This is a genomic window from Streptomyces sp. DH10, from assembly GCF_029813805.1.
GTDB lineage: Bacteria > Actinomycetota > Actinomycetes > Streptomycetales > Streptomycetaceae > Streptomyces > Streptomyces coeruleofuscus.
Map to the genome: position 1 here is coordinate 292,810 of NZ_JARVKU010000006.1, position 22,787 is coordinate 315,596.

Consider the following 22,787-nt stretch of genomic DNA (forward strand, 5'->3'; position numbering starts at 1 on the left):
GAGCCGATCGTGGCGTCGCGCGCGAACACCGGCGTCGTGCGCACCCTGGTGATCCGCCAGGTGGCCGCGATGATCGAAGAGTCCGGGCTGTACCTGCAGGAGCTGGCCGAGCGGACCGGCATCCCGGCGGACCTGCTGGCCGGGATCAAGGTCGGCTTCTTCGAGCCGAACCAGCCCCAGCTGCTGGCGCTCGTCCGGGCGTTGGCCAGCCCCGAGGAGGTCCGCGACGGAGTGTTCGTCGGCATGCCCGCCGAGCGCCGACGGCGGGCCGCCACCGCTCGGCGCTCCGGCTGGAACTACCGCAACGGCCCGCCCGTGGGCGACCCGCCCGATGTGGGGGCGCCCGACCCGATGCTCATCGAGAAGGTCGAGGAGCTCGTGCCCGCGCTGCGTGAAGTGCGCGTCTGGGCCCTCAAGCCCACCCTGCGGGAGCTGGAGGCCCGCGGCCGGGGTGTGCTCACGCGCAGCTCCCTGAGCGAGATGCTCAACGGACGGGTGCCCATTCCGCCCTATCCGCGCTACCGCGCCTACCTCGAGGCGTGCGGCATCCAGGACCTGGACGCGTGGACCTTCACCTGGTGCCGGCTGACGAAGCTGCAGGAGGCGAAGAAGAACTGACCCTCGCGCGACTGCGGTCGTAGACGTGCACCCCCGGCGAACCACTGCCGGGGGTGCACGTCTGTGTCGGCATTCGCCGACTCGGATCAGGCCGCTTCGCCGTACGCGCTCTCCTCCATCGCCCGCAGGATCAGCCGGAACTCCCTGTCGTCCACGGTCCGGATCGTGCGCGGCCAGGTGGACCACGGTGTCGGCCTGGTCGAGGTCGGCGGTGCTAGCGTTCCGCCGTCCTGCACGGCATCCACCTCGCACGCACCGGACTCCTCACCAGGGACATCGACACAACTGCTCACACCCTGACCGCCGTAGTCGAACACCTACAAGGCGTCGAGTCGTTGAGATGCCGTGCTCTCCTGCGCAATGTCCGCCGCCGCGCGGCCCGACCCCTGCGATCCGCCGGACGAAGTGATGTCCTCGACACCGTCGACCAGGCATTATCTGGCTTATGACACACACCACCCGTCCAGGTCTCCAGTCCGCGTGGACGATGACTCCCGCTCCGTACGACGATCCGGGAGTCCAAGAGCTTCTGATGGAACTTCACCACGAACAGCGCTCGATATACGGCTTCGCTGACAACCCTGCCGACACCCCCGTCTCCCAGTTCACGCCCCCGCATGGGCTGTTCCTGCTGGTACAAGACGAACAAGGGAACGCGCTCGGGTGCGGCGGATGGTGCTTCCTGGACACACACACCGCAGAGATCAAACGGATGTACGTCCGCCCCGAAGCCCGTGCCCAGTCCTTGGGGCGGGAGATCCTGCTGCACCTGGAAGCCGACGCGAAGCTCAGGGGGGCGACGTGCACTCAACTGGAGACCGGCGTCGCCAACACCGCAGCCCTGGCGCTCTACCGCGCACAGGGATACCTGCCGATCACCTCATACCAGCCCGACAGGGACCCCGACATCAACCGAGCCCTTCGCAAGGATCTCTAACAGGGCGGCGATCCTGTTCTCGGCGAGCGCCTTTGTCTGGTCCGGCGGTGCCAACCACCGGTCGACGCCGATCGTCGGATCGCCGTCGATCCAGCCCTGGCGCTGCCACCAGCCAATCGCCTTGCGCGCGATGGACAGCTCCCGGTTGACGGAATGCGCGTGATCGTTGTGGCCCGGGACGCAGCGACGAAGCCGCGCTCCGCGACGTCGGCGCAGAGGCGGTCCTCCCCGATTTACGGGATGCCGAATTGCTAGTCAAAGTCGTGCGCAACGAAGCCTGACCAGGTGCGAACTCGCCTCGTTCAGCGGCCGAAGGACCCCAGGAGCACGCCAACGCAGGCTCCAGCGAGCAGGAAGGGGCCCATCGGGTGGGCCGTCTTGCGTCCGGCACGGCGAGCGACGATGAGGCTGAGCCCGTACAGCGCGAAGAACAGGAACCAGGCGAAGGTGCCGACGATCAGGATGACCCACCCGAACCAGCCAGTGACGGCACCGAGGGTCAGGGCGAGTTTCACGTCTCCGAAGCCGAACCCCGTGGGGTTCATCAGGAAGAGCACGAGGCAGAAAGCGCCGAGCGCGAGGGAGCCGAGCAGCGCGGTCCTCCAGCTGCCGCGAGCACCGGGCATCAGCGCCGCTACCCCGAGCAGACTCAGCGTGATCACGACGAGCGGCAGCGTGACCACATCGGGCAACCGCTCCACTGTGAAGTCCACGATGGCGAGCAACACGCCGACCGGGGCTATCAGCAGCCAGACCACCAGTTCGGGGCGGGCACCGGTGGCGGCCGCCAGGACCGCGCAGACCGCGGCAGTGCTGGCGGTGAGGACGGGCGTGCTGGGGCCGTAAGAGGCGCAGTCGGCGCAGCGGGCCCGCCCCAGCCATCCGTTCCCGGCGCCGGCGAAGGGGTGTCCGGCGGGACACGCTTCCCGCCACGGTTCCTCGGGCTGCACGGAAAGCCGGTACGCGGCGCGCGGTATGAGCAGGCCGGTGCCGGCACCCCACAGGACCGCCACCGCGGTGATCCAGAACGTTTCCACCGGATGGAGCCTAAGCTCAGCCCGGTCCGGTGATGCGGACGGCCCGTACCGTGAGGAGCACGTGCATGCTGTTGAGGCCCGGAACGACCTGCTCTGATGCAATCGCGCTGCTGGACCGCCTAACCGATCAGGGGCTCACCGACCTCCAGAACGCCGCACCCCACCATTTCATCGCCCGCACCGCGGACGGCGTGACCGAGAACTGGGAGCAGGCCGCCAACAGGGTGGTGGGCCAGTACGACCGGTGGACGCTCCAGGCCACGACCGATCTGCTGGAGGCCTTCGTCGACCGGTCGGTGGCCGCCAGGCTGCGGGGCGAGCGCTACAACGCGATCGTGCACGGCCAGTTCACACCGGACCGGTGGACGTTCCTGCTCAACACCGAACTGCAGGAAGTGCGTACGTACTTCATGGAGCTGGCCAATGAACTGCGCCGGATGCACGAGCGGTTCACTTACCACGGGATGCGGACGGTGGTGTTGGACACCAACGACCTGCTGCACTACATGCGCTTCGACAAGATTCCGTGGCAGCGGCTCTTCGGCCCCGGCACGTCCGTGATGATCCCGCACGTCGTGATCGACGAGATCGACAAGAAGTCGTACGACACCCGCGACACCGGCGTCCGGAAACGGGCGCGCGCCGTCTTCGCGCTCCTGGAGCAGACTCTGGCCCAGATCGAGGCTGAAGGCCACGCGGTGGTGCACGAGGACACCGTCGTTGACGTCCTCCTGGACGAGCCCGGGCACGTGCGGCTGCCGAACAACGACGATGAGATCGTCGCGCGCGCCTGCTATCTGCAGCAGGCCATCGCACCGGCACCGGTCACGGTGGTCACCGGGGACAACGGAATGCGGGCCCGCGCACTGTCCTGGGGGCTGAAGGCCAAGGTTCTGGACGAGAAGTACAAGATCGAGCGACTGAGTGCAGCGGAGAAGGCCGCCAACGAGCAGGCCATCACCTTCGAGGTGCCCGCCGACGGAGACGGATAGACGGGGTTCTGGCCGGGGTCTCAGCCGGTGGACCAGGCGCGCAACTGCGCGGCGACCTCCTGGACGCGGGCGCCCCGTGCTTGGCGCGCATGACGAGCGCGAGGGCTTCCTCCGGCTCGTAGTCCAGCGCGACGCCGTTGGTGCTGAGGAACGTCTCGGCGACCAGCCAGGCGAAGAACTCGTTCTTCGCCTCCAGCGGCTCGTGCAGCGCGATGCTTTCCAGCATGGCCGCGGCCTTGAGCCAGTCGCTCGCTTCTCTGAACTACCGACTGGGGTCTCACAAGACGAAGGGGCCGCCCACGAGCTGCGTGGCAACTCATGGGCGGCCCCAGACCCCGCTTCGACCTGTGAGCGCTAGGAGCGCTGGAAGAGGGCAATCAGCCCCAGCCAGATGGTCATCACGGCAACTGTTGCGCCACCGCCGTAAGCGAGGCTCTCAAGGACGCCTGCGTCACACTCTCTGGAAATGGACCAGGTAATTGAGCCGATCAAGCAGGATGTGAGAACGGAGATCGCAACCCACAGCTTCAGATCCCGACGCGTCATCGGGTAGTCCCTTCACGAATCCGCGGTCCGTCAGCAAGGCAGCACCAGACGGACCGCTAGACAAACAGCGATCACATGGCCTTTCGGCCGGTCTGATGGCCTGCGAAGTGAGCTGTCGGATTCGGGGGTCTGTTTCCCCGGCCGCTAATGGGCGGCTTCATCCCAAGGGCAACTCCGTAGAGAGCCCGTCGTCTTGGGTCCTCCGCTCTCGCCCACCGCTCCTTCCATGCGGTCGGTAGACATTTCCGAGCTGACCACGTGGCGAGATTCGGCTAGACGTGGCAGCCCCTCCTCGAAAGTAGCATGCACGGACGTTGGCCGGTGGCGGCGTCATGAGGCACATCGCTGCAAAGTGCAAGACATCACGCTGAGTTCGGCGGTGCCCCAGGCGTTTCGGTGTAGGCCAGAAGGTCCCGGCACCTAGGTGCCTGGAGTCAGGCAGCAAACCGCGACTGGTGATCAGGGGCGGGGGCCGTCTGCATCCGTGGTCCGGACCGCAACTTGGCTGAAGCTGGGCAGGCCGAGGTGGACCATGGTTGATGCGCGAGCCTGCACGGCATCGAGCTGGGGGTGAGGAACCGGGTCACGCGGCGTGACCGTGCTGCTGGCTCTGTGGCAGGCCGCGGCTGCCCATGGGCGCCGGGTCGGGCCAGGTGGCCGTACCGGTGTCGGCGGCGCGGGTGTCCTGGGTGGCGAAGACGTCGGCGAGCTGCGGAATGCGGTCGCGGGTCTTGCCGAGGGCCTTGAGGAACGGGTCGGCGGCGGCCGCAAGCGCCGCGTCGCGGACGAAGTCCTCGGGGGACTTTCCGAGGAGGTGAGCAGCCGCTGTGACGCGCTCGTACTCCTCCGGCTCGAAGGACGGCACCTGGGGTCCGTTCTGGTCCATACGAGCGACGGTACCAGCGGGTCCGGCCCCTGCCGAAGCCGTTCGGACAAGAAGAAAGGGGCAGCGGCCGTTAGACGGCGGGTGCCCCTTTAAGTCTGTGACGACCATACCACGTGATCACTGCCGCGCACGGTGTGGGCGATCACCTCGGCTAGGGTGCTGCGATGGTCACAGCTCCTGCTGTTTCGGATTCCTACGCGCGGCACGTGCTGGCCCGTATGTCGGACTTCTTCACCGACGAAGGCACGCCGTGGGCGCGCCGTCTGTGGGACATAGGTTCCGTGCTCGCGCTCGAGGAACTCTGGGAGGCCGGCTCCTGGCAGGCTCAAGGGGTGCTCTCGCCGACCGCGTGCGACTGGCAGAGCAACGAGCTCAACGCTCTGATCGGCCCCGACCGCGGTCTCGGAGACCGGGACCTGCGCAAAGAACTCACTGGACTGCTGAAGAACTCGCTGCCGGATCCCAGCCCTGCGTGACGCCGTCTCAAGGAGATCATCGGGCACGTCCGGGTCGGCTATCTGGAGCGGTGGGCGGCGGCGGTCAACGTTCCCGTCGAGGAGCGGGTCAAGCCGGAACGGTACTCCCGCACGGTGGCCTCCCACCTCCTTGACCTGGGCTATAGCGCCAGCTACCTCAAGGCCTGGGCGAAAGATCTCTACGACACGCGCGCCACCACGGCGGACATAGCGGATAGTGCCGCCGGGCTCGCCCGGACGCCGGCCCGCTCGTACGAGGTGCTGGTGGCGCTGGAGAAGGTGCCCCAGCGGCAGCTCGCCGAGCCGCTGGAGCACTGGTACGACAAGGGCAAGGTCGTCGCCTGGCTGCGCGAACACGGCCACGCCACGGCGGGCGTCCGGCCGGGCGGCGGGTTCGTCTACCGGTTCACGGCACTGGATCCGTTCAGCGCCGCCGAGCAGGCGCGCCAGATGGTGGAGCGGATGACCGCACGCTCTCAGTTCCTGCGGAAGGACCGCGGCGGGGTCGAGCCATTCCCCTATCTCTGGGTCGCCGGTCACGCGCGGCCCATCCCGCTCGATCCCCCGGCACGGGGCGCCGATGTCCTGACCCTGGTCAATGAAGGGCACCTCTACCAGGTCGCGGGCACCCGCAGCCGCATCGACGACGCCCTCGAACTTGCGGCCGCGGTTAACCGCGGCCCGATGGCCCCGGCCGTCGCCGGCGCGTGGGCCGCCGTCGAATCGCTGCTGATGCACCCGGACGATCCCAAGGGGGAACACGAGCGGTCCGGCAAGGCAGTGGCGGCCGACCGGATGGCGGCCATCATCGCCTGCTCGTGGCCCCGCGCCGAGCTCACCGCCCTCGCGCACCGCCACAAGCCCCGCACGAAGGACGCCCTCGCCCGAGCCGTCACGGCGGGCGTCACGAATCAGGAGCGAGCCCGCCTGGTCGCCGAGGCCCTGCACACGAGCGGTGCCTCCGCCCTGGACTTCACCGGCGCGTCCACGAAGTACAGCGACCGGCCGGCTGCCCAGCGTATGGCCGACCTGGTCAAGAACCCGCGCCCGGTGCTGGGGGACGTCGCCGGCGCCTTCCGGATCGCGCTGCGCAGGCTGTACCGCATGCGGAACATCGTCCTGCACGGCGGCGCCACCCAGGGCGTCGCCCTGGAGGCCTCGCTGCGCACCGCCGCACCGCTGGTCGGCGCGGGCCTGGACCGCATCGTGCACGCCACGTACGCCGAAGACCTCGACCCCCTCGATCTCGCGGCCCGTGCCGAAGTCGCCCTCAAACTCGTCAACGGCGAGACTGGGCTCTCCGTCGTCGACCTCCTCGAACCTGTCTGACCGGCAGGCACGCGCGGCGCGACGCCGTACGCCGCGGCCCACTTCGAGTGAGCGCCCCCGCCGAACCAGGGTGCGCGCCATCTCGCAGCTCTACGATGCGCAGATGGCTTCCTACGCGAAGGACCCGCGCTGCACGGCCATGACCGAGGCCCTGGTCCCGTTACTGCGGCGCTCCTGTCCCGAGGGGGCCGGCGGCTACGGCGGCACCTACGAGGTGCGCCTGGACGACGAGGAGGCCGTCGGGCTCGGCGGAGTCGATCTGATCAGGGCCGCGATGCGCAAGGCAGCCCGGCAGCTGGGCTGGAAGGCCGAGACGATCGGGCAGATCGGCACCCGCTTCGGCACGATGGTCGCCATTCAGGACACCAGGGAGGTCCCCGAGGCGTATCGCGCTGTCGTCGAGGCGGCGAGGTACGAGCGGATGAGCGCCGCGGTGGCCAGAGTGTCGGCGGAGCCGGACGCTACTCCCGTCCAGCGCGGCTCGGTGGCCCTGATGACGCAGGAGTTCCGCGCAGCTGTCGCTGAGGCGAGCGTCTGACCCGCCCGCGGTCCGCAGGCCTCGGCCGGTACGCACGGGCAGGGGTACATGTACCGCGTGACTCGACCCACGCGCAGCGCGTTCCCCGCTCGGCCGGGGGGCCAGCGGAGTGTGCGCCCGAGGCGGTGACGGCGACACCACGTCGGGCGTTCACTGGAGGTATGGCGAGTTACGACGCTAGAGCTCCGTAAGACGGACCCGCCGCACAAGAGCGCAGGTGGAGGCCCTACGGGCGGCGATCTGCGAGGTCACGGAAGCAGCGCAACCGTGCAGCGTCCGCCACGTCTACTACCTCGGCGTCGGGAGCCTGTGGGACAAGGACACCGGCCGTTCCCGCCGGAACTACTCAGTGGTCGTCCGCGAGGTCGGCTACCTGAGGGAGACCGGGCGGCTGCCCTGGGAGTGGATCACTGACGGAACCCGCATGGTCCGGCAGGAGACCCAGTACGATTCGCTCGACGACGCCATGCGGCGCAACACGGAGACCTACCGACGCAACCTGTGGGCCTCGCAGTCCCGCCGCGTCGAGGTCTGGTGCGAGAGCGACTCGGTCGGTGGCGTGCTCCGTCCGACCACCTCGGCCTGGGGCGTGGGCCTGTACTCCTGCCGTGGCCAGTCCTCCAAGACCTTCGTCTACGAGGCGGTGCAGCAGTACGCGCATCAGGGCAAGGGAGTGACGGTGATCTTCTGCGGCGACTGGGACCCTACCGGCAGATGTGTCCCTCGTTCCGTGGTCGAGCGGATGGAGCGTTACGGCAATGGCGAACTCGACCTGGAGTTCCGGCAGATCGCCATCACCGCCGATGACGTCCGCTCCGGCCGGCTCACCACCCACGATGTCAACACCCGCGACGTCAACTTCGCCCGCTACCGCGAGGAGTGCCTGCGCGAAGGCATCGACCCGCACACCGCCGTCGAGGTCGAAGCCCTCCGCCCCGGACTGCTGCGGCAACGGCTCGACGAGGCGATCGAGGGCATGGTCAACGACGTCCGGCAGTGGAACATCGAGTTCAGAACGGAAGACGCCGAGCGGGAGCTGCTGCGCGAACTGCACGGTGTGGTGAAGAAGATCGGTAGGGTCGAGTCGACTATAGAGAACGATCAAGGCGAGTAGCTCCGTGCTCCCACCTAGTTGAGCCGCTAGTCCTCGACGCCGTCGCCCCGAACATCGACCTGTAGGGAAACCTCAACCCCGAGTTCGAAGGTGGACCGAGTCATCGGTTCCGGTCCGGAGGCCGGAGAAGAGCCATTGGGGCCCAGTAGGCTGCGCCGGGTGAAGAGTGAACCCTGTCGCGTCAACAGTTTCCGCCTCATCGTCACGGGAGGAGGCACCGGCGGCCACACTTACCCGGCGCTCACTGCGATCCGTACGCTGCAGAATCGACTGGCGGCCGAGGGGAGGGTCCTGGAGGTGCTGTGGATCGGCACTGCCGATGGCCTGGAGGCGCGTGTCGCGCCCGCCGAAGGGATCGCGTTCGCCACCGTGGCCACGGGGAAGATCCGCCGCTCAAGCAACCCCCTCATGATGATGTCGGCGGCGAACGTGCGGGACATGGCGCGGGTGCCGCTTGGCGTGGCCCAGGCAAGGAAGCTGGTCGCGGACTTCCGGCCGGACGTGGTACTGGCCACCGGCGGCTACGTCGCCGTCCCCGCGGGGCTGGCCGCGCGAATGTGCCGGCGTCCGCTGGTGCTGCATGAGCAGACGGTGCGCCTGGGTCTGGCTAACCGGAAGCTGGCCGGTTCGGCGTCGCGGATTGCGGTGTCCTCCGAGTCGACGTTGCCCCTTCTGCCGGTGGCAGTACGGGGCGCTGCGGTCGTCACCGGCAACCCGATCCGGCCGGAGGTGCTGGCAGGGCACCCGGACAAGGCGGTGGGCGCCCTGGGCCTGCACGGCTTCGACCGGCGGCTGCCGACCGTGTACGTCACCGGCGGCGCGCAGGGCTCCCAGCAGATCAACGGAGTCGTGCGGGACGCTCTGCCCTGGCTGCTGGAACGGGCGAACGTGATCCACCAGTGCGGTCCGGACAACGTCGAGGAGCTGCGGCAGTACGCGGCACCCCTGCCGGCCACGCTGGCTGACCGGTACTACCTGGCCGGGTTCGTCGGCCCGGAGCTGCCCGACGTCCTCGCGCTCGCGGACGTCGTGGTATCGAGGAGCGGGGCCGGGACCCTGGCCGAGCTCACCGCGCTCGGCAAGCCGGCCGTGTTCATCCCGCTCGCCTCCTCGGCAGGGAACGAGCAGGCGCACAACGCCCGCCACCTGGAGGAGGCCGGGGCCGCCGTCGCCCTGCTCGGTGACGTCACAGCCGACCGGCTCAAGGAGGCGGTCGGCCCGCTGCTCACCGACCCCGCGCGGCGGGTGTCGATGGCGGAGCGAGCCCGGGCACACGGGAGGCCGGATGCGGCGGACAGGCTCGTGGACGTGATCCTGTCTGCCGCATCCGGCTGACTGGCGCGGGGAGTTACGGGAGTCGCTGGCCGATGTGCAGGGCCGTGCCGAGAGCGGAGGCCACGTGCTCGATGTCCGTCTCGGTGAGGTGCTGGTGGAAGGGCAGGCTCAGGATTTCCACCCCGGCCTGCTCGGTGGCCGGCAGCGTGCGACGCCAGGCGGCAAAGGCGGGCTGGAGGTGGTTGGGCGGGTAGTGGACGCCCACACCGATGCCCCGGGCGCGCAGCTCGGCGAACACCTGGTCCCGGTGTGGCAGGCGGACTTGGCACAGGTGCGGCACCGTGTGGTCGACGTCGACGTCGACGAGCGTCACGCCGTCGAGCGGGGCGAGGGCCTCGCGGTAGGTGCGCCACAGGCTGCGGCGGGTGTCCTCTGTGGTGGCGAAGCGGTCGAGCTGGGCTAGGCCGATGGCCGCGTTGATACCCGAGAGCTGGTAGCGCAGGCCGAAGGAGTCCACGCGGTAGGTGGTGGTGTTGGCGCGCTCGCTCTGGGACTGGGCGACGCCCAGGAGCCGGAGCCGCCGGATCGTGTCGGCTTCCGCAGGTGTGCGGGGGATGACCATGCCGCCCTGGCCGCAGGTGAGGTTCTTGATCGGACCGAACGAGAAGCAGGTCAGGGCCCCGGTCGCGCCCACGCGCCGTGCGCCGTGGCGGGAGCCGAAAGCGTGCGCGGCGTCCTCGATGACGACGACTCCCCGCTCGTCCAGCTCCCCCTGGACGGGGGTGAGGTCGACTGCCCGGCCCCCGAACAGGACCGGAACGACGGCGGCGGTGGTGTCACTGACCGCCTCCATGACGAGCTGGTCGTTCACGCACATCGTGGCGGGGTCGATGTCGACGAAGCGCACGGTGGCGCCGACGGCCAGGATCGCCTGGACGGTCGCGCAGAACGTCATGGACGGCACGATCACCTCGTTGCCGGGGCCGACGCCGGCGGCGAGCAGGGCGGCGTGGAGGGCCGCGGTACCGGAGGCGACGGCCACGGCGTCGGGAACGCCGAGGAAGTCGGCGATGCGGTGCTCGAACTCCTCAGTGACACTGCTGTGTCCGTACTGCCCGGCCTCCAGCACCCGGGCCACTGCCGCGGCCTCCTGCCCGTACAGGTACGGACTGGCGTTGCGCCGGGCATCCGGCTTCGGCGGGTTGGTCACGACTCCCCCCTTCGTTGCGGACCTGGGCGCGATCACTTCGCCCCCTTGATCGGCCGGACGAGCGGCCGAATCAGCGCGCTGGCCTTCTCCAGGGATGCGGACGCGTCCTCGGCCGACGAGCCAGCGGCGACGAGAAGGCCGATCTTGTGGGCGGACTGGCTGTGCGGCCGTACGGAGTCGCCCGGCTTGGCCTGAAGGTCGAGATCGGTGATCCCGGGAACGGCACGGGCCTCGGCGACACCCTCCCACCTGACCAGCTCACCATCCACATTGAGTGGTGAGCTGATCACCTCCACTGCTGCATGCGCGGTGCGCGTCGGCTTCAGGTGGACATCGAACGGCTCGCCGAGCGCAAGCGAGATGAGCGCACGCACGTTGTCCACGCCGTAGGCGGCGGCAATCAGTTTCGTGATGCCGTCGCCTCCGACACGCGGGTTGGCCTCGATGACGCGTTCTCGGCCGTCTGTGCCGAGGATGACGTCGAAGTCTGCTGGACCATCGGTGACGCCGAGCGCCAGACACAGGCGTTCGGCGGTTGCCTCCAGCCGGTCGCGCACCGCCAAGGGCAACTGCGCCGGAGAGCGCAGCCGTTTGATCGCAAAACTCGTGGCGGAGAACTCCACGTCGTGGATACAGGTGAGCTTCGATCGGCCCCCCTGCATGAAGATGTCGATGACCAGTGGACGACCCTGGCAGAACTCCTCGGCGATCACAGCCTGAGAGGCGGAGAAGCTGCGGGCGTGGGCAACAGCGGCGGACAGGTCATCAGGCCGGGTGACGCGGACGACGCCCTTGCTGCCCGAACCGTCCACAGGCTTGACCGCGAGCGGGAAGCGCAGCTCCGCCGCCGCCTTCGCGACGACCTCGTCCGGGTCGTCCGACGCGACCCACCCGTATCCGGCGACGCCGCAGGACGCGGCGATCTCATGGAAGGCGGCCTTGTCACCAGCCGCGAGTGCGCTCTTGGGATACACGTAAGGGAAGCCGTATCGACGGCCCAGGGTGTGCCAACTGGGCAGTGCGGCGTCGCTCGCGCCGCACACGATCCCGGCGGGGCGTGTGTCACCCAGCGCGCTGGCGATGGCGTCGGCGTCCCGGGTGGAGACCTTCAGGGCCGCATTGGCGAGCCGAAACGCGGGAGCATCCGGCCGCATGTCCACCCCGATGGTCGGAATTCCGCGACGCTGTGCCTCCCGGTAGAGCGGGATCTGTTCCTCTGACGCGCCCAGTACGACCAGCGCGTTCTGTGGCCATTGGATGCGGCACGGGGGCATCTGGTCAGTGGGCATGGGCTTCCTCCTTGGCGGGTGTGAGGGCGACCGTGGTGTGGGCCGCGTGAGGGTTGCGCATCAGCGGCGCCCAACGGTCGGGGTTGCGCCGGTACCAGTCGACGGTCTCGGCGAGACCTTCCTCGAAGTCGCGCACCGGCCGGTAGCCGAGGTCGGCGAGCTTGTCCCAGGTCACGGAGTAGCGGACGTCGTTCGAGCGCCGGTCCGGCACGTAGACGACCGAGTCCCAGTCGGCGCCGCACAGGCGCAGGAGGTGGCCGGTCAGCTCCTTGCTCGTGAAGTCGGTGCCGCCGCCGATGTTGTAGACCTCGCCCGGCGTGCCGCCGCGCAGGACAAGCTCGACGCCGGCGCAGTTGTCCTCGACGTGCAGCCAGTTCCGCACGTGCTGGCCCCGGTCGTGGAGGGTGACCTGCTGGCCTCGCAGGAGCCGGGTCGCGAACAGGGGGATGATCTTCTCGGGGTGCTGGTAGGGGCCGTAGTTGTTCGAGCTGCGCGTCACGCACACCGGGACGCCGTAAGTGTGGTGGTAGCTCAGCGCGACCAGGTCGCTGGCCGCCTTCGACGCGGCGTACGGGACCGTCGGGCGCAGCGGGTCTGCCTCGGTGGCGGAGCCCTGCGGCAGTGGCCCGTAGACCTCGTCCGTCGAGACGTGCACGAACTTGTCGATGCCGTGCCGCATCGCCGCATCTGCGAGGGTCTGAGTGCCGAGCAGGTTCGTCAACAGGAAGGGGCCGGCGTCGTCGAAGGAACGGTCGACGTGGGACTCGGCGGCGAAGTGAACGATCGCCGTGTGCTGGCGTACGAGAGTGTCGACCAGGTCGGCGTCGAGGATGTTGCCGTGGACGAACGTCAGCTTGGGGCTGAGGAACGCCTCGCCGAGGTTCTCGATGTGCCCCGCGTACGTGAGGGCGTCGAGCACCGTCACATGGCCAATGTCGTCGGCCCGCAGCATGCGCTTGACGAAGTGCGAGCCGATGAACCCGGCCCCACCCGTGACAAGCAGTTTGTCCATCGAAGCCTCCGAAGAGTGTGCGTCGCTTTGTGTGCGGGAGGTGCCCGGATGTGCGTCGAACGCTTCCGGGGATGAACGAGTACAGCCCAACTGCCTTTCACCGAACAGGCGTTGGGCGTTGTCCCGGGGTTGTCCCGGGCGTCCACTCGCTACCCTCGGGGTAGCTGTCGATGATGGGGTTGATTCCGTGGACGAACCGATCCGGCATCCCCTCGCGTACGCGCGCTTCCTACGCGGCTGGTCTCAAAGCGATCTGGTGGCCCGGATGCACAGGGCCGCACGAATGCGGGGACTGCGGTGCGGCGTGGACAAGGCCGCCGTCAGCCGGTGGGAGCACGGCCGGAAGAAACCCGATGCCGATTCGCAGCTCCTCATCGCTGACGCTTTCGACGTGCCGGTCTCCGACCTTGAGCTCTATCCGTGGCCTCACTGGCTACCCGGCCACGAGGAGCCGGTGCCACTCGGGCCGGCGTACACCGTCCACGCCCTTCGAGATGCACAGAGAGCTGTGATGGACCGCGAACGCCGAACATTCCTGACCTACAGTGCGCTCGCTCTGGCGGGGCTCGCCTCGCAGTGGGCCGAACTGGAACCCGACCGCCTCACAGCTGCCGCCGACGGCACTCACGTTGACGAGGAGCTGATGTGCTGGCTCGAGGAGACCGGCACGAAGCTGTCGGCACTACCGACGGAGAAACGCCAGTACATGATCAAGATGGCCCAGGCGCACCTGGACACGGTCACGGACCTGTTGGAAGGCGGCCGTTTCAGCGAACCAACGGGGCACCGTCTGCATCTGCTGGCATCGTCGCTGGCGAGCACCTGCGGCTGGTACCGGTTCGACCAGGGCCAGCACTACGCGGCCGGGAAGCTGTGGAACGCGGCGCTGTCCAATGCGCACACCGCCCGGGACCGGGATCAAGGCGCGGGGGTCCTGTCGGACTTCGCCTACCAGGCGATCTGGCTTGGGAAGCCGGAGTCGGCCGTCGAGCCGCTGAGCCAGGCCCTCATCCACACCCGGCACCCCACGGCACGGTCCGCGCTCCATCTGCGCCGGGCCCGCGCACACGCAGCGATGGGAAACGCCGGCGCATGCCACCAGGACCTGAGCGCGGCCGAGGCGGCGCTGCTGACGGATACCCCAGACCCGGCGCCGTCCTGGTGCCGGTGGATGAGCACCGCAGATCTGGCCGTGGACTCCGGTCAGTGCATGCTCGATCTCGGCCGGACCCAAGAGGCACGGGCTCGGATCGAAGAAGGACTGTCGCTGCTCCCGCGCTCGCGGGACAAGACACGGGGAGTGTTCCGTACGTACGAGGCGCGGTCCCTGCTCCAGGCCCGGGAGGTCGAACAGGCCCTCGTGGTCTCCAACGAGTCGCTGGACGTGGCACAACGGATCGGTGCTGACCGATGCGTGAAGCTGGTCCGGGACCTGGGACCTGCGTTCCGGCCGTACAAGTCGCTCGACGGGGTGCCGGAGTTCCTGGAACGTCTGCGGTCCTGCTGAGCGCCGTCTCACCCGTCCGCCACTGTTCCGTTTAACGCTGCGCTGTCGTGCGCTGCTCCGTGGCCGCGAGGGCGATCGGGTCCAGGCCGGCGAAGTGGTAGTTGAGGAACGAGGCCAGGATAGAGAGGACGGCTGCCTGTCGGCCGGGGGGATGCTGCCTGACTTGAGCCCAGGCTCGCTCTGGTTCGCCGCGCATGCTCAGCTGGATGATGTCGTGCGCCAGCTTCATCATCGGGTCGTGGGCGGCGTTGCCAACGGAGATGACCTGCCCGTCGGGCGGGTGTCGCCGGCCAGCATCCGGCCGGCCACCTCGAAGGCGGCACGCAGCTCTCCTTCGTCGCCGCGTAGCAGGCCCAGCAGGAGTGCGGTGTTGGACTTCCGGCCGGTCGCCGGGTCCACGCTCGCCATCCGGCACAGCGTCGGGACCACGGCACGCTGTGAGGGCAACACAGCGGCGGTCTCTGCGGCAAAAGCCAGGTCATTCGCCTGCTGCTCGGTCAGATCGGGCATGCCGACAGCGTAAGGAAGGGCGATTGCCGCCCGGTACGAAGGAGCCGGAGTTCGCCCGTACGAGTCCGTGAAGGAGAACGACTCAACGGCGCGGCCTCGATGTGATCATGTGTCCCGCTCAACTCCCCGGTACTCAAGGACGACACGCTGGGACGCGGCCTTCGGAACTGCCGCGTTGTTCACGGCTCGGGCGGAACGAGCCGGGCAACGGCCGGAGCCCCGCACGCGGCGGGGCTCCGGATGTGATGATGATCCGGTGTCCGGGGCTGTTAACGGCAGTCCCGGGCACGCTCTAGTTCTGCTGCCCTGCGGCCGCGGTGTCGCGGAGCTCGTACACCGTCCGCCGGGGCACCCTGGCGCGGATGGCGATCTCGCTGTCACTGCGGCCCCAGCCGATCGCAGCGGTGACCAGCTGCTGGCGTTCAGCTCGCGTCGGCTCCAGCTTCTTGTCCACGGCGTCCGTCGAGTCTTCCATCCAGGCGATGTCGGCCCCGAGGACCGCCAGACGGTCCCATTCCCGGGCGCGCAGTTGCTCCCGGTGGGTGGAGGCGGCCTCCCGTACTCCCAGCAGGCGCCACCCCTGCCGTGCAGCGTTTTCCTCCTCGCGGTCGGCCCAGCGGTCGAGTTCAGTGTCCGTGGAGTTGGAGGTGATTTCGCCGGCGGCCAGGCGGCCGTGTTCGCCGTCCCAGTCAGTGAATTCCTTGAGCGGACGGGGGTCACCGTCCATGAGGAGGGTCCGGTACCAGGCGCGTACGCCCAGGACGTCCAGGTCGATGCCGCTCCCGTCCCGATACGGGACGCCGAAGATCTTTTTGATCTCCTCGTGCCAGTGTTCGTTGGCACCGAGGTACCGCGTGATCGACTCGCAACCGTCGGCGAGTTCGTCCAGCGACCTGCGCAGCAGGTTCGGCCGGTACACCTGCGGGAAGCGGGCCACGATCGTGCCGTAGTCGACCAGGTCGGCGTCCGCCTCTGGGCCGGCGGCCTTCCGGTCCCGCTTGCACAGGCGCGTGATGTTGCGGCCCGCGTGGCCGGAGTCGGCGGACCAGTCGAGGTCACCGCCGGCGTCGAACAGGCCGTCCAGCAGGGCCTGCGCGTACGGCGTCAGCTCCTGGAGCAGCGCGTTGGCGTCGTCGACGACCAGGTAGGGCAGTTCTTCCACGCCGGAGTCGATGGTCCAGGACAGCAGCTCGGGCACCGGCTTGAACCACAGGTCGGGCCCGACGCCGGAGAAGAACTTTCCGGGGTGCCACCGGTTGTACGTCTCGCGCGGTACGTCGCTGATCGACGTCCAGGCCGGGTTCCACGGCTCCCAGCGCTCCGGGATCTCGTGGAAGCGCAGCTCACCGCTGCGGGTGTTCAGCAGCACCTGCTGGTAGTGCCCCGGGCGTCGACCGTCGAGCGGCTTGGCCGTGATCACTTCGGTCACCGGTAAGGCGCGGACGCGCGGTGCCGCGTAGCGGTCCACCGTGACCTCCGGCACCGTCATGCCCTCGTGCGTCATCTGGATCGTCCTCTCTCTTTTTCCCTGTGATGGGGTCGGTCGGTTGCGAGCGTGGGCCGGGTCAGTCCGTGCGGAGCATGCCGCCGGCCTTCAGCTCCGTCTTGTGGCGGTCGATGAGGCGGCGTACGCGGTCGTGGACACCGGCCATGGACGAGTCGCGGTACACCTCGGCGGAGTACTCGATCACCCAGTCCCTGGAGTCGACCCCGGCCTCGGCGGCGGCCTCCTGGATGAGGACGTTGGTGACGGAGACTCCCTTGAGGTGCTCGTCGGCCAGGGCGGCCATGCGCTCGGCGTGGTCGTCCCAGTTCACTGCGGCTTCCCAGGCGGCGTCGTGCGCGCGGGACAACTTCAGGATCTGCGACTTCCACATGGTGTCCGGGGTCGTGTCGAACGCCGCGAACGTCTCCTCCATGGCGGCCTTGGCCGTCACGTAGGCGTTCCACAGCGGGGGCGCCTCCTTGGCGAGCGGGCGCAGCGCCGTCTTGAAGCGCGCGATCTGCCACTGCTGGTGGGCGAGGCGGTACTCGTCGGTCAGCTCCTGGGCGAGGTCGGCACCGAGGGCCGCGCGGTGGGTGGCGTAGATCTTGTCGCCGCTGGTCGGCTCCGGCTCCTCGCCCGTGAACGGCCGGAAGACGAACTTGCGGAAGGCGCCCTCGTGGTCGGTCCGCAGGTAGTGCGGATGATGCAGGCCGGTGAGCGGATCGGTGGTCGTGGTGGTCACCTGTGTGTCCTCCTGGCGGGAGATGAGGATCGTTCGGACCGTCCCCTTGGCCAGGGCGCTCGCCTCGATGATCTCGGCCTGTGACGCGCCTGCCCGGGCGGCTGCGATGACCAGCGGATCCCGGTCGTCCATGAAGCTGCGCCAGGTGCGCAACGCAGCGAGGGCCGCCTCTTTCGGGGAACGTGCTTCCATGGGTCAGGAATGTACCGGGCTAATTTTGACCCACGGAAGAGTATGGGAGACAACTGGCCGATTCACGAGCTGACTTGGCGTATCCGGTTGCCCAGACGAGGAACCAGCTAAGAACGGGCACAGCACCGCCGCAGCCCATCGCAGGATCGACGCCCGTACCCGAAAGGAGCGGCTCTCGAAGCCCGTTGTGACGCCTGCGAGGTGGCGGCAGCGGGTACGTAGCCCACCGCGATCAGGAAGGAGGATCCGTCCTGACACGGCCCGCAAAGCCAGTCCCCTGGCGGAGGTCACCCGGGGACTGGCGTGCGACCGCAGCGGAGAGCTGGTGTTGCGGGTCAGCGGTGAACGACGGCCCGCTCGAGGTCGCGATGGACGAGCTTCACGACCAGGCCCCTGTCGGCGAACGCCTTCGCCTCCTCGGCGAGCCCGTACGTGGCGGCCTCCCCGACGTCGCCGGAGACGACGGCGTGTAGCGCCATGGCCGTAGCCGCGGCACGGTGGCGTCCGCCGGCGCACTGGGTGACCACGGTGATCGGCGCCTTGGAGGGGCCAGCCAGGTACGCCAGGATCTGCAGCGAGGTCGCCGCGAGGAGCTCGCGCACGCCCGGAGTGCCCATCACGGTGTCGCGCACGACCTGGTCGTTCGCGGTCAGCTCGCGCAGGTCGGCGCTGACATGGGGGTCCTTGAAGTGGAAGCGGAGGTCCACCGCGATCGTGGCGCGCGACAGGATGTCGGCGTACTCGGACTCCTCGGCGTCGTGCAGGCGCCCGGTGGACACGATCGTCACATCGGGGGCGGGCGGCTGGGCGATGACGCGGTCGCGCTCGTAGTCCCACGCCGTGCAGTGGGTGTCCTCGCGTCCGTCGGCCCAGCGGATGGAAATCTCCCACGGACCCCAACTGTCCGGCTTGTCGTCGATCTTGAGGACCTCGTACTCCTGGCCCCAGTACCCGTTGTAGTACCGGCCGCCAATCTGCTGGGGCCCGATCTGACGGGCGATCCATTCGGCGTCATCGCCGTCGGTGGCCGTCGCGTCGATGTGGCTGCTCACGTGGGGTTTTCCCTTCCTCGTCGGTGTGGTTCCCGCTCGGCGCTGGGGCTGGGCGGGGGTTTCTGGTTCGGGATGTGGTCAGTCGGGGCCCGCATAAGGCGGCGGGTTGGTGGCGCCGGCGAGTTCGGCGGCCTGGTCCCCGGTCAGTAGTCCGTGGGCGTCGATGCCAGTGGCAACCGCTTCCACCTGTGGCCACAGCATCGACAGCATCAGGTCGGCGATCCGGCAGGCCGTGGTCCACGACATGCCGGAGGGGGCGTCGTCTGGAAGGTCCTCATCACGGGTGAGGACATGGCCGGCCGTCTCGAACCAGGCGGTGGTGAACTCGAAGTCGTCATGGTTGGCTGTGTCACTTTCCGTGGATGTCGTTTCGACGTAAGTTCGGGAGTCACCCAGGCCGCACCTGCACGATCAAAGTCAGTGAGAAGTGACGTCACTCAGTGACCTCTTTTCAACCTGCCTGATCGTGTGGATGGCGCCCCCGGCTTGGGATCTGACGTGGCGACACCAGCCGCTGGATCGCCCGACTGGTGGTCTCCAGCACCACTCCACGCACTCGCCACCAATCCCGCGGCCGACACAGGGGCCGGCGAAATGGATCGAGTGTCGCCGCCCGACACCGACGTGGCCTCTCGACCATGACGTCGATAAGGTCAGGCGACCGGCGGACCGTCCGGGCTGGCCGGACGCGTGTCCTTACCTGCGGAGACGGGTTGTCGATGCATCTTCATCCAGGCGAGACCGAGGCCGTTGGCTGGCGGGTGGTGACCGTGCTCGATGCTGTCCGGCAGCTGCGCGATGCATCACCCGATGTCACTGGACGTCCGCGGGTGATCGCGATCGACGGCCGGGGCGGCGCCGGCAAGACGACCCTGGCCGAGCGGCTGCGCAAGGTGGTGCCCAACTCCGCCATCGTGCACACCGACGACGTCGCCTGGAATCACGCCTACTTCGACTGGGGCGCCGTGCTCGTCGAGAACATCCTGCAACCCCTGCACCGGGGTGAGGCGGTGGACTTCCGCCCTGATGCCTGGGTCACCCACGACCGGCCCGGATCGATCAACATCCCTGCCGGTGCCGACGTCATCTGGGTCGAGGGCACCGGCATCATCCGCGAAGAGCTTGCCCCGTGGTTGGACGCCTCGGTGTGGATGCAGGGTGACCTCGATGGACAAGAGCGGTTGTTGGTCGTCCGCGACGGTGACTCCCCCGAGCAGCTGGAGCACGTGGCGAACTGGCTGCTGGAGGAACTGCCGTTCATGTTGCGAGAGCAGCCATGGGCCCGAGCCACCATGATCGTCGCCGGCCCTCCGCAGATCGACCACGACCCGGACACCGAGTTGGTCGTCGCCCCGCCGACCAGCCCTTAGGTCGGCCGACCCAGTTCCCCATATGGCCCCCTGCGGCAGCAACACATCTCTCGCTCCCACGCAAGCCCCCAACTGACGTCAAAACAAACCGGCATCGCAAACTCGGTCAGAGGGTGACTCCCACAGTCACCTTGAAGCGACTCCCGCACTGAGATGCAAAGCCACATGGTGGGTGCACACGGCCTGGCTGTCCGCAGACCAGAGGCCCGCGGACTTGAGGTAGCGGGCCTGCGCGCGCTCGCCGGCGGCGCACTGGGCGGCGAACCGCCAGAACGGGATCGGCGGCCCGTCGAACTCCGTACGCCCGGTCAGCGACCACTGGACTCCCCCGGTCGGCACGTCGACGACGCCGGTCACCTTGATGTGCGCCCCGTACGCGGCGGCGACGACGGCGTGACCGGCCTCGTGAAAGGCGGCCGACCGCCGCGCCAGCTCGTAGGGCAACTCCACCTTCAGCAGCGGCTTCGTCGTGCCGTCGTTGTACGTGCGCCAGACCTCGACCACGGCCAAGTCAGAGGCTCACACGGGCCGACGCAGCAGCGGCCATCGCACAGCAGCGTAGCGAAGCAACGCCCTCTCCCCTGGGTCCGCCACGCTGGCGCGTGCGCTCGTCAGGTTCCTGAGACGACGCAGTCCTCCAGTTCTGCTGCTAGATCGGGATCCGGTTTGGGGATGGTGCCGTAGTCGACATCGCTGTCGACCTCCAGCCGCCGTACGGCCTGGGCAAGGGAGTCGGATAGCGGCACCACCAGCAGCGGCGTGCCGGCGTCATCAAGGTCCGCCGAGTCGTCGACTTCGTACACGGTCAGGAAGGTCACGGTCCTCGGGGACCACGGCCACACGTTGTCCCCCTGCTGCGACGGCGTGAGCTGCAACATCGGGTTCTCGTCCAGCCGGCGCAACTCCCGCGTCTGGTCGTACCAGAGCCCGGCGTCGCGGAGTTCACTGTGCTGCAGGTGGTGCAAGTACAGGCAGTGGGCGGCGGTGGATGAGTCGGCGCCGGCGGCGAACTGCCACCAGAACTGTGCGGCCTCGTGCCGGTCGGCGAGGTACAGCAGGCAGGCAAATGCCAGAGCGCCGCCGGGTTCGATGGTGGCCCGGTCGTCGACCAGCAGGGCCATCGCGGCGATCGCAGCCGGATCGCGGACGACATGCGAGCACAGGGCCTGCAGTTCGTGTGCGGCCCGCTCATGCAGGGCTGCCGGCACAGCACAGCGAATGCCGTCCGAGGCGCGGCCGGCCGGGCCGTTGGCTGTACGGATCCATCGGGCACGGTCTTCGAGGTCGGTGGCGCTGTCCCACACCACGCGACGGGCGATCCGGTCCAGCGCGGCGCGTTCGTCGAAGTCTTCGTACTCGTCGGCCAGGACCTCGGCGTTGGCCAGGACCTCATCGATACGCGAGTGCCTGGTACTCCCCCGGCTCATCCTTCCTCCTCTTCCATGTCTTCCGCTGCCCAGTCGATCCCCAGTTCGCGGGACAGACGCCGCCGCGCTCCGCGCAGGTGGCTTCGGACCGTCCCGTAGGAGATGCCCATCAGCTCCGCCACCCGCCGCATGGGGTGGCCGAGCACGAAGCACAGCAGAATCACGTCGTACTGACGTTCCGGCAACCGGGCGATCGCTGCGTACAGCCCCAGCTTGGACTCCAGGACGGTGAACCGGGACCGGGAGGCATGACGCACGGCGGCGAACGCGGCCGTCTCCACCAAGGCCAGGGTCCGTCCCTGTATCTCCAGACGGCGGACGACTTCCTCTTTCAGGGCAGCCCACGCGTACGCATCGACATTGGGCTGCTGCAGCACATGCGTCCACGCCCGCGCCAGCTGAACGAAGACGTCTTCGACGACCTTCTCGGCCCCCTCACGGCTGTCCAGCTGCACATGCGCGTACCGCAGATACGCCCTGTGCTGCCTGCTGTAGAACGCGACGAACGTGGTCGGCAGTACAGCGGCCAGGTCATCGCGCACCGCCTGATCCGCCCACGGATCGGGCTGCTGACCACTCACCGGGCCTCCCCCGGACGCTCGTCACCGGCGCCGCTCCGCCGGCTCACGGTCTCCCCCCGCCGGTACTGGGCGGCAAGCTGCGCCGCCCCGACCCGTACACCAGCACTCAGCAGGCGCCTGCCTACCGCGCGGACGTCACCTGCGAAAACCCGCACCGTGACCACCCCCGTCAGCAGGCGAGCAGCCATATCGAGATCCACTTGCCTCGAAACCCTTCCCGTTCGGCGGCCGTTGCCGACCCCCACCGTCGACACGGAAGAGCGGTAGCGCCCTCACCCATCAGCCAAGCGAATCGAGGAGGCAAGTGTGCACGCCGACCCAGGAATTCTTACGTACCGTATGCACTCAGTCACGCGTGCGCCCCCCGACTGGCTGCGCGCCGGAAGCAGCAGTCGGCCTGCTTTGTCTCATGCCGCAGCGGCGGCCGCCAGCTCGGGGAACCGATGCTCCCAGCACGTGCGTAGCAGCTTGCCCACGGCGATCCGCAGCCGCGGCCGCCATCGGTGGGATCCCGGCTGGCGTCGTCGGCCTCCGCGATGCTCCTGTCCCGCGATGCGGCGGCATCTATCGTTGACCATGGGCGATTGGGGGTCGTCGTAGTGCGGGACACGCGGCTGGTACAGACGGCAGTGATCGGGGATGAGCACTCAGACGTGCCCGT

The 22,787-nt window shown here is 68.6% G+C and carries 25 protein-coding genes and 1 riboswitch; of the genes, 10 read left to right on the forward strand and 15 right to left on the reverse strand.

What is annotated here, in order from left to right; translation table 11 throughout:
- The first annotated feature begins 9 nt into the window (after positions 1 to 9).
- Positions 10 to 618 carry a helix-turn-helix domain-containing protein gene (locus tag QC385_RS15735; protein WP_279541919.1) on the forward strand — a complete coding sequence of 203 codons (609 nt, stop codon included), beginning with the start codon at positions 10 to 12 and terminating at the stop codon, positions 616 to 618.
- An 86-nt stretch (positions 619 to 704) separates the two neighbouring features.
- Here QC385_RS15735 and QC385_RS15740 read toward each other — a convergent pair whose 3' ends face one another.
- A complete protein-coding gene (locus QC385_RS15740) occupies positions 705 to 854 on the reverse strand; it encodes a hypothetical protein (RefSeq protein WP_279541920.1) in 150 nt (49 codons plus the stop codon).
- A gap of 296 nt (positions 855 to 1,150) precedes the next feature.
- Between QC385_RS15740 and QC385_RS15745 the strand changes: the two genes are divergently transcribed.
- The gene (locus tag QC385_RS15745) at positions 1,151 to 1,555 is read left to right on the forward strand and encodes a GNAT family N-acetyltransferase (RefSeq protein WP_279541921.1); all 405 of its coding nucleotides are present in this window, start codon (positions 1,151 to 1,153) and stop codon (positions 1,553 to 1,555) included.
- A gap of 302 nt (positions 1,556 to 1,857) precedes the next feature.
- Here QC385_RS15745 and QC385_RS15750 read toward each other — a convergent pair whose 3' ends face one another.
- Positions 1,858 to 2,592: a prepilin peptidase gene (locus tag QC385_RS15750; RefSeq protein ID WP_279541922.1), complete on the reverse strand. Its 735-nt coding sequence runs from the start codon at positions 2,590 to 2,592 to the stop codon at positions 1,858 to 1,860.
- A gap of 65 nt (positions 2,593 to 2,657) precedes the next feature.
- Between QC385_RS15750 and QC385_RS15755 the strand changes: the two genes are divergently transcribed.
- On the forward strand, positions 2,658 to 3,584 hold the full coding sequence (locus QC385_RS15755) for a PIN domain-containing protein (RefSeq protein ID WP_279541923.1): 927 nt from the start codon (positions 2,658 to 2,660) through the stop codon (positions 3,582 to 3,584).
- Here QC385_RS15755 and QC385_RS15760 read toward each other — a convergent pair.
- Together QC385_RS15760 and QC385_RS15765 are read right to left on the reverse strand one after the other, a co-directional pair.
- Positions 3,550 to 3,810: a hypothetical protein gene (locus QC385_RS15760; RefSeq protein WP_279541924.1), complete on the reverse strand. Its 261-nt coding sequence runs from the start codon at positions 3,808 to 3,810 to the stop codon at positions 3,550 to 3,552. The two genes, QC385_RS15755 and QC385_RS15760, sit on opposite strands and share 35 nt — an antisense overlap.
- Positions 3,811 to 4,213: 403 nt before the next feature.
- Positions 4,214 to 4,374, reverse strand: a riboswitch (cyclic di-AMP (ydaO/yuaA leader).
- Between the two features lie 339 nt (positions 4,375 to 4,713).
- Positions 4,714 to 5,016, reverse strand: a complete 303-nt coding sequence (locus tag QC385_RS15765) for a hypothetical protein (protein WP_279541925.1) — start codon at positions 5,014 to 5,016, stop codon at positions 4,714 to 4,716.
- Positions 5,017 to 5,180: 164 nt separating this feature from the next.
- On the opposite strand from QC385_RS15765, the gene QC385_RS15770 reads away from it, so the two are divergent.
- The 5 genes from QC385_RS15770 to QC385_RS15790 all read left to right on the forward strand — a co-directional run bounded on the left by QC385_RS15770 (position 5,181) and on the right by QC385_RS15790 (position 9,808).
- On the forward strand, positions 5,181 to 5,492 hold the full coding sequence (locus tag QC385_RS15770; RefSeq protein ID WP_279541926.1) for a hypothetical protein: 312 nt from the start codon (positions 5,181 to 5,183) through the stop codon (positions 5,490 to 5,492).
- A gap of 114 nt (positions 5,493 to 5,606) precedes the next feature.
- The gene (locus QC385_RS15775) at positions 5,607 to 6,821 is read left to right on the forward strand and encodes a hypothetical protein (RefSeq protein ID WP_279541927.1); all 1,215 of its coding nucleotides are present in this window, start codon (positions 5,607 to 5,609) and stop codon (positions 6,819 to 6,821) included.
- 103 nt (positions 6,822 to 6,924) lie between these two features.
- On the forward strand, positions 6,925 to 7,359 hold the full coding sequence (locus QC385_RS15780; RefSeq protein WP_279541928.1) for a hypothetical protein: 435 nt from the start codon (positions 6,925 to 6,927) through the stop codon (positions 7,357 to 7,359).
- A 217-nt stretch (positions 7,360 to 7,576) separates the two neighbouring features.
- Positions 7,577 to 8,473 carry a hypothetical protein gene (locus QC385_RS15785; protein ID WP_279541929.1) on the forward strand — a complete coding sequence of 299 codons (897 nt, stop codon included), beginning with the start codon at positions 7,577 to 7,579 and terminating at the stop codon, positions 8,471 to 8,473.
- A 159-nt stretch (positions 8,474 to 8,632) separates the two neighbouring features.
- Complete coding sequence (locus tag QC385_RS15790) at positions 8,633 to 9,808, forward strand: UDP-N-acetylglucosamine--N-acetylmuramyl-(pentapeptide) pyrophosphoryl-undecaprenol N-acetylglucosamine transferase (RefSeq protein ID WP_279541930.1); 1,176 nt, start codon at positions 8,633 to 8,635, stop codon at positions 9,806 to 9,808.
- A gap of 13 nt (positions 9,809 to 9,821) precedes the next feature.
- On the opposite strand, the gene QC385_RS15795 is transcribed toward QC385_RS15790, so the two are convergent.
- Genes QC385_RS15795 through rfbB form a run of 3 tightly spaced genes read right to left on the reverse strand, consistent with a single transcriptional unit; the run spans position 9,822 to position 13,259 of the window.
- Positions 9,822 to 10,958, reverse strand: a complete 1,137-nt coding sequence (locus tag QC385_RS15795; protein WP_279541931.1) for a DegT/DnrJ/EryC1/StrS family aminotransferase — start codon at positions 10,956 to 10,958, stop codon at positions 9,822 to 9,824.
- A 32-nt stretch (positions 10,959 to 10,990) separates the two neighbouring features.
- Positions 10,991 to 12,247 (reverse strand): ATP-grasp domain-containing protein, encoded by a 1,257-nt coding sequence (locus QC385_RS15800; RefSeq protein ID WP_279541932.1) that lies wholly within the window; start codon positions 12,245 to 12,247, stop codon positions 10,991 to 10,993.
- On the reverse strand, positions 12,237 to 13,259 hold the full coding sequence (gene rfbB, locus QC385_RS15805) for a dTDP-glucose 4,6-dehydratase (RefSeq protein WP_279541933.1): 1,023 nt from the start codon (positions 13,257 to 13,259) through the stop codon (positions 12,237 to 12,239). Before rfbB ends, QC385_RS15800 begins: the two co-directional genes overlap by 11 nt.
- A gap of 511 nt (positions 13,260 to 13,770) precedes the next feature.
- Here rfbB and QC385_RS15810 point away from each other — a divergent pair.
- Complete coding sequence (locus QC385_RS15810; protein ID WP_279541934.1) at positions 13,771 to 14,766, forward strand: XRE family transcriptional regulator; 996 nt, start codon at positions 13,771 to 13,773, stop codon at positions 14,764 to 14,766.
- Between the two features lie 228 nt (positions 14,767 to 14,994).
- Here QC385_RS15810 and QC385_RS15815 read toward each other — a convergent pair whose 3' ends face one another.
- From QC385_RS15815 to QC385_RS15835, 5 genes are all read right to left on the reverse strand, one after another.
- Positions 14,995 to 15,276 carry a hypothetical protein gene (locus tag QC385_RS15815; RefSeq protein ID WP_279541935.1) on the reverse strand — a complete coding sequence of 94 codons (282 nt, stop codon included), beginning with the start codon at positions 15,274 to 15,276 and terminating at the stop codon, positions 14,995 to 14,997.
- A 292-nt stretch (positions 15,277 to 15,568) separates the two neighbouring features.
- On the reverse strand, positions 15,569 to 16,780 hold the full coding sequence (locus tag QC385_RS15820) for a hypothetical protein (protein ID WP_279541936.1): 1,212 nt from the start codon (positions 16,778 to 16,780) through the stop codon (positions 15,569 to 15,571).
- Between the two features lie 61 nt (positions 16,781 to 16,841).
- Positions 16,842 to 17,696: a hypothetical protein gene (locus QC385_RS15825; protein WP_279541937.1), complete on the reverse strand. Its 855-nt coding sequence runs from the start codon at positions 17,694 to 17,696 to the stop codon at positions 16,842 to 16,844.
- Between the two features lie 335 nt (positions 17,697 to 18,031).
- Complete coding sequence (locus QC385_RS15830) at positions 18,032 to 18,748, reverse strand: RapZ C-terminal domain-containing protein (RefSeq protein ID WP_279541938.1); 717 nt, start codon at positions 18,746 to 18,748, stop codon at positions 18,032 to 18,034.
- A gap of 78 nt (positions 18,749 to 18,826) precedes the next feature.
- A complete protein-coding gene (locus QC385_RS15835) occupies positions 18,827 to 18,994 on the reverse strand; it encodes a hypothetical protein (RefSeq protein ID WP_279541939.1) in 168 nt (55 codons plus the stop codon).
- A gap of 473 nt (positions 18,995 to 19,467) precedes the next feature.
- Between QC385_RS15835 and QC385_RS15840 the strand changes: the two genes are divergently transcribed.
- Positions 19,468 to 20,118, forward strand: coding sequence for a uridine kinase family protein (locus tag QC385_RS15840; protein ID WP_279541940.1), 651 nt, complete (start codon positions 19,468 to 19,470; stop codon positions 20,116 to 20,118).
- A 126-nt stretch (positions 20,119 to 20,244) separates the two neighbouring features.
- Here QC385_RS15840 and QC385_RS15845 read toward each other — a convergent pair whose 3' ends face one another.
- The 3 genes from QC385_RS15845 to QC385_RS15855 form a co-directional block, all read right to left on the reverse strand.
- Positions 20,245 to 20,628 carry a hypothetical protein gene (locus tag QC385_RS15845; RefSeq protein ID WP_279541941.1) on the reverse strand — a complete coding sequence of 128 codons (384 nt, stop codon included), beginning with the start codon at positions 20,626 to 20,628 and terminating at the stop codon, positions 20,245 to 20,247.
- A 101-nt stretch (positions 20,629 to 20,729) separates the two neighbouring features.
- On the reverse strand, positions 20,730 to 21,545 hold the full coding sequence (locus QC385_RS15850; RefSeq protein WP_279541942.1) for a hypothetical protein: 816 nt from the start codon (positions 21,543 to 21,545) through the stop codon (positions 20,730 to 20,732).
- On the reverse strand, positions 21,542 to 22,126 hold the full coding sequence (locus QC385_RS15855; RefSeq protein ID WP_279541943.1) for an RNA polymerase sigma factor: 585 nt from the start codon (positions 22,124 to 22,126) through the stop codon (positions 21,542 to 21,544). The genes QC385_RS15850 and QC385_RS15855 overlap by 4 nt, the downstream gene beginning before the upstream one ends.
- Between the last annotated feature and the right edge of the window lie 661 nt (positions 22,127 to 22,787).

Bases quoted from the DNA above. Each gene is read 5' to 3' on its own strand.
- QC385_RS15770 (WP_279541926.1), top strand. From the start codon at position 5,181: ATGGTCACAGCTCCTGCTGTTTCGGATTCCTACGCGCGGCACGTGCTG.
- QC385_RS15810 (WP_279541934.1), top strand. From the start codon at position 13,771: ATGGACCGCGAACGCCGAACATTCCTGACCTACAGTGCGCTCGCTCTG.
- QC385_RS15850 (WP_279541942.1), bottom strand. From the start codon at position 21,545: ATGAGCCGGGGGAGTACCAGGCACTCGCGTATCGATGAGGTCCTGGCC.
- QC385_RS15825 (WP_279541937.1), bottom strand. From the start codon at position 17,696: ATGGAAGCACGTTCCCCGAAAGAGGCGGCCCTCGCTGCGTTGCGCACC.
- QC385_RS15780 (WP_279541928.1), top strand. From the start codon at position 6,925: ATGGCTTCCTACGCGAAGGACCCGCGCTGCACGGCCATGACCGAGGCC.
- QC385_RS15835 (WP_279541939.1), bottom strand. From the start codon at position 18,994: ATGTCGTGGACCACGGCCTGCCGGATCGCCGACCTGATGCTGTCGATG.
- QC385_RS15745 (WP_279541921.1), top strand. From the start codon at position 1,151: ATGGAACTTCACCACGAACAGCGCTCGATATACGGCTTCGCTGACAAC.
- QC385_RS15815 (WP_279541935.1), bottom strand. From the start codon at position 15,276: ATGCCCGATCTGACCGAGCAGCAGGCGAATGACCTGGCTTTTGCCGCA.
- QC385_RS15765 (WP_279541925.1), bottom strand. From the start codon at position 5,016: ATGGACCAGAACGGACCCCAGGTGCCGTCCTTCGAGCCGGAGGAGTAC.
- QC385_RS15800 (WP_279541932.1), bottom strand. From the start codon at position 12,247: ATGCCCACTGACCAGATGCCCCCGTGCCGCATCCAATGGCCACAGAAC.
- QC385_RS15840 (WP_279541940.1), top strand. From the start codon at position 19,468: ATGCATCTTCATCCAGGCGAGACCGAGGCCGTTGGCTGGCGGGTGGTG.
- rfbB (WP_279541933.1), bottom strand. From the start codon at position 13,259: ATGGACAAACTGCTTGTCACGGGTGGGGCCGGGTTCATCGGCTCGCAC.
- QC385_RS15820 (WP_279541936.1), bottom strand. From the start codon at position 16,780: ATGACGCACGAGGGCATGACGGTGCCGGAGGTCACGGTGGACCGCTAC.
- QC385_RS15755 (WP_279541923.1), top strand. From the start codon at position 2,658: ATGCTGTTGAGGCCCGGAACGACCTGCTCTGATGCAATCGCGCTGCTG.
- QC385_RS15760 (WP_279541924.1), bottom strand. From the start codon at position 3,810: ATGCTGGAAAGCATCGCGCTGCACGAGCCGCTGGAGGCGAAGAACGAG.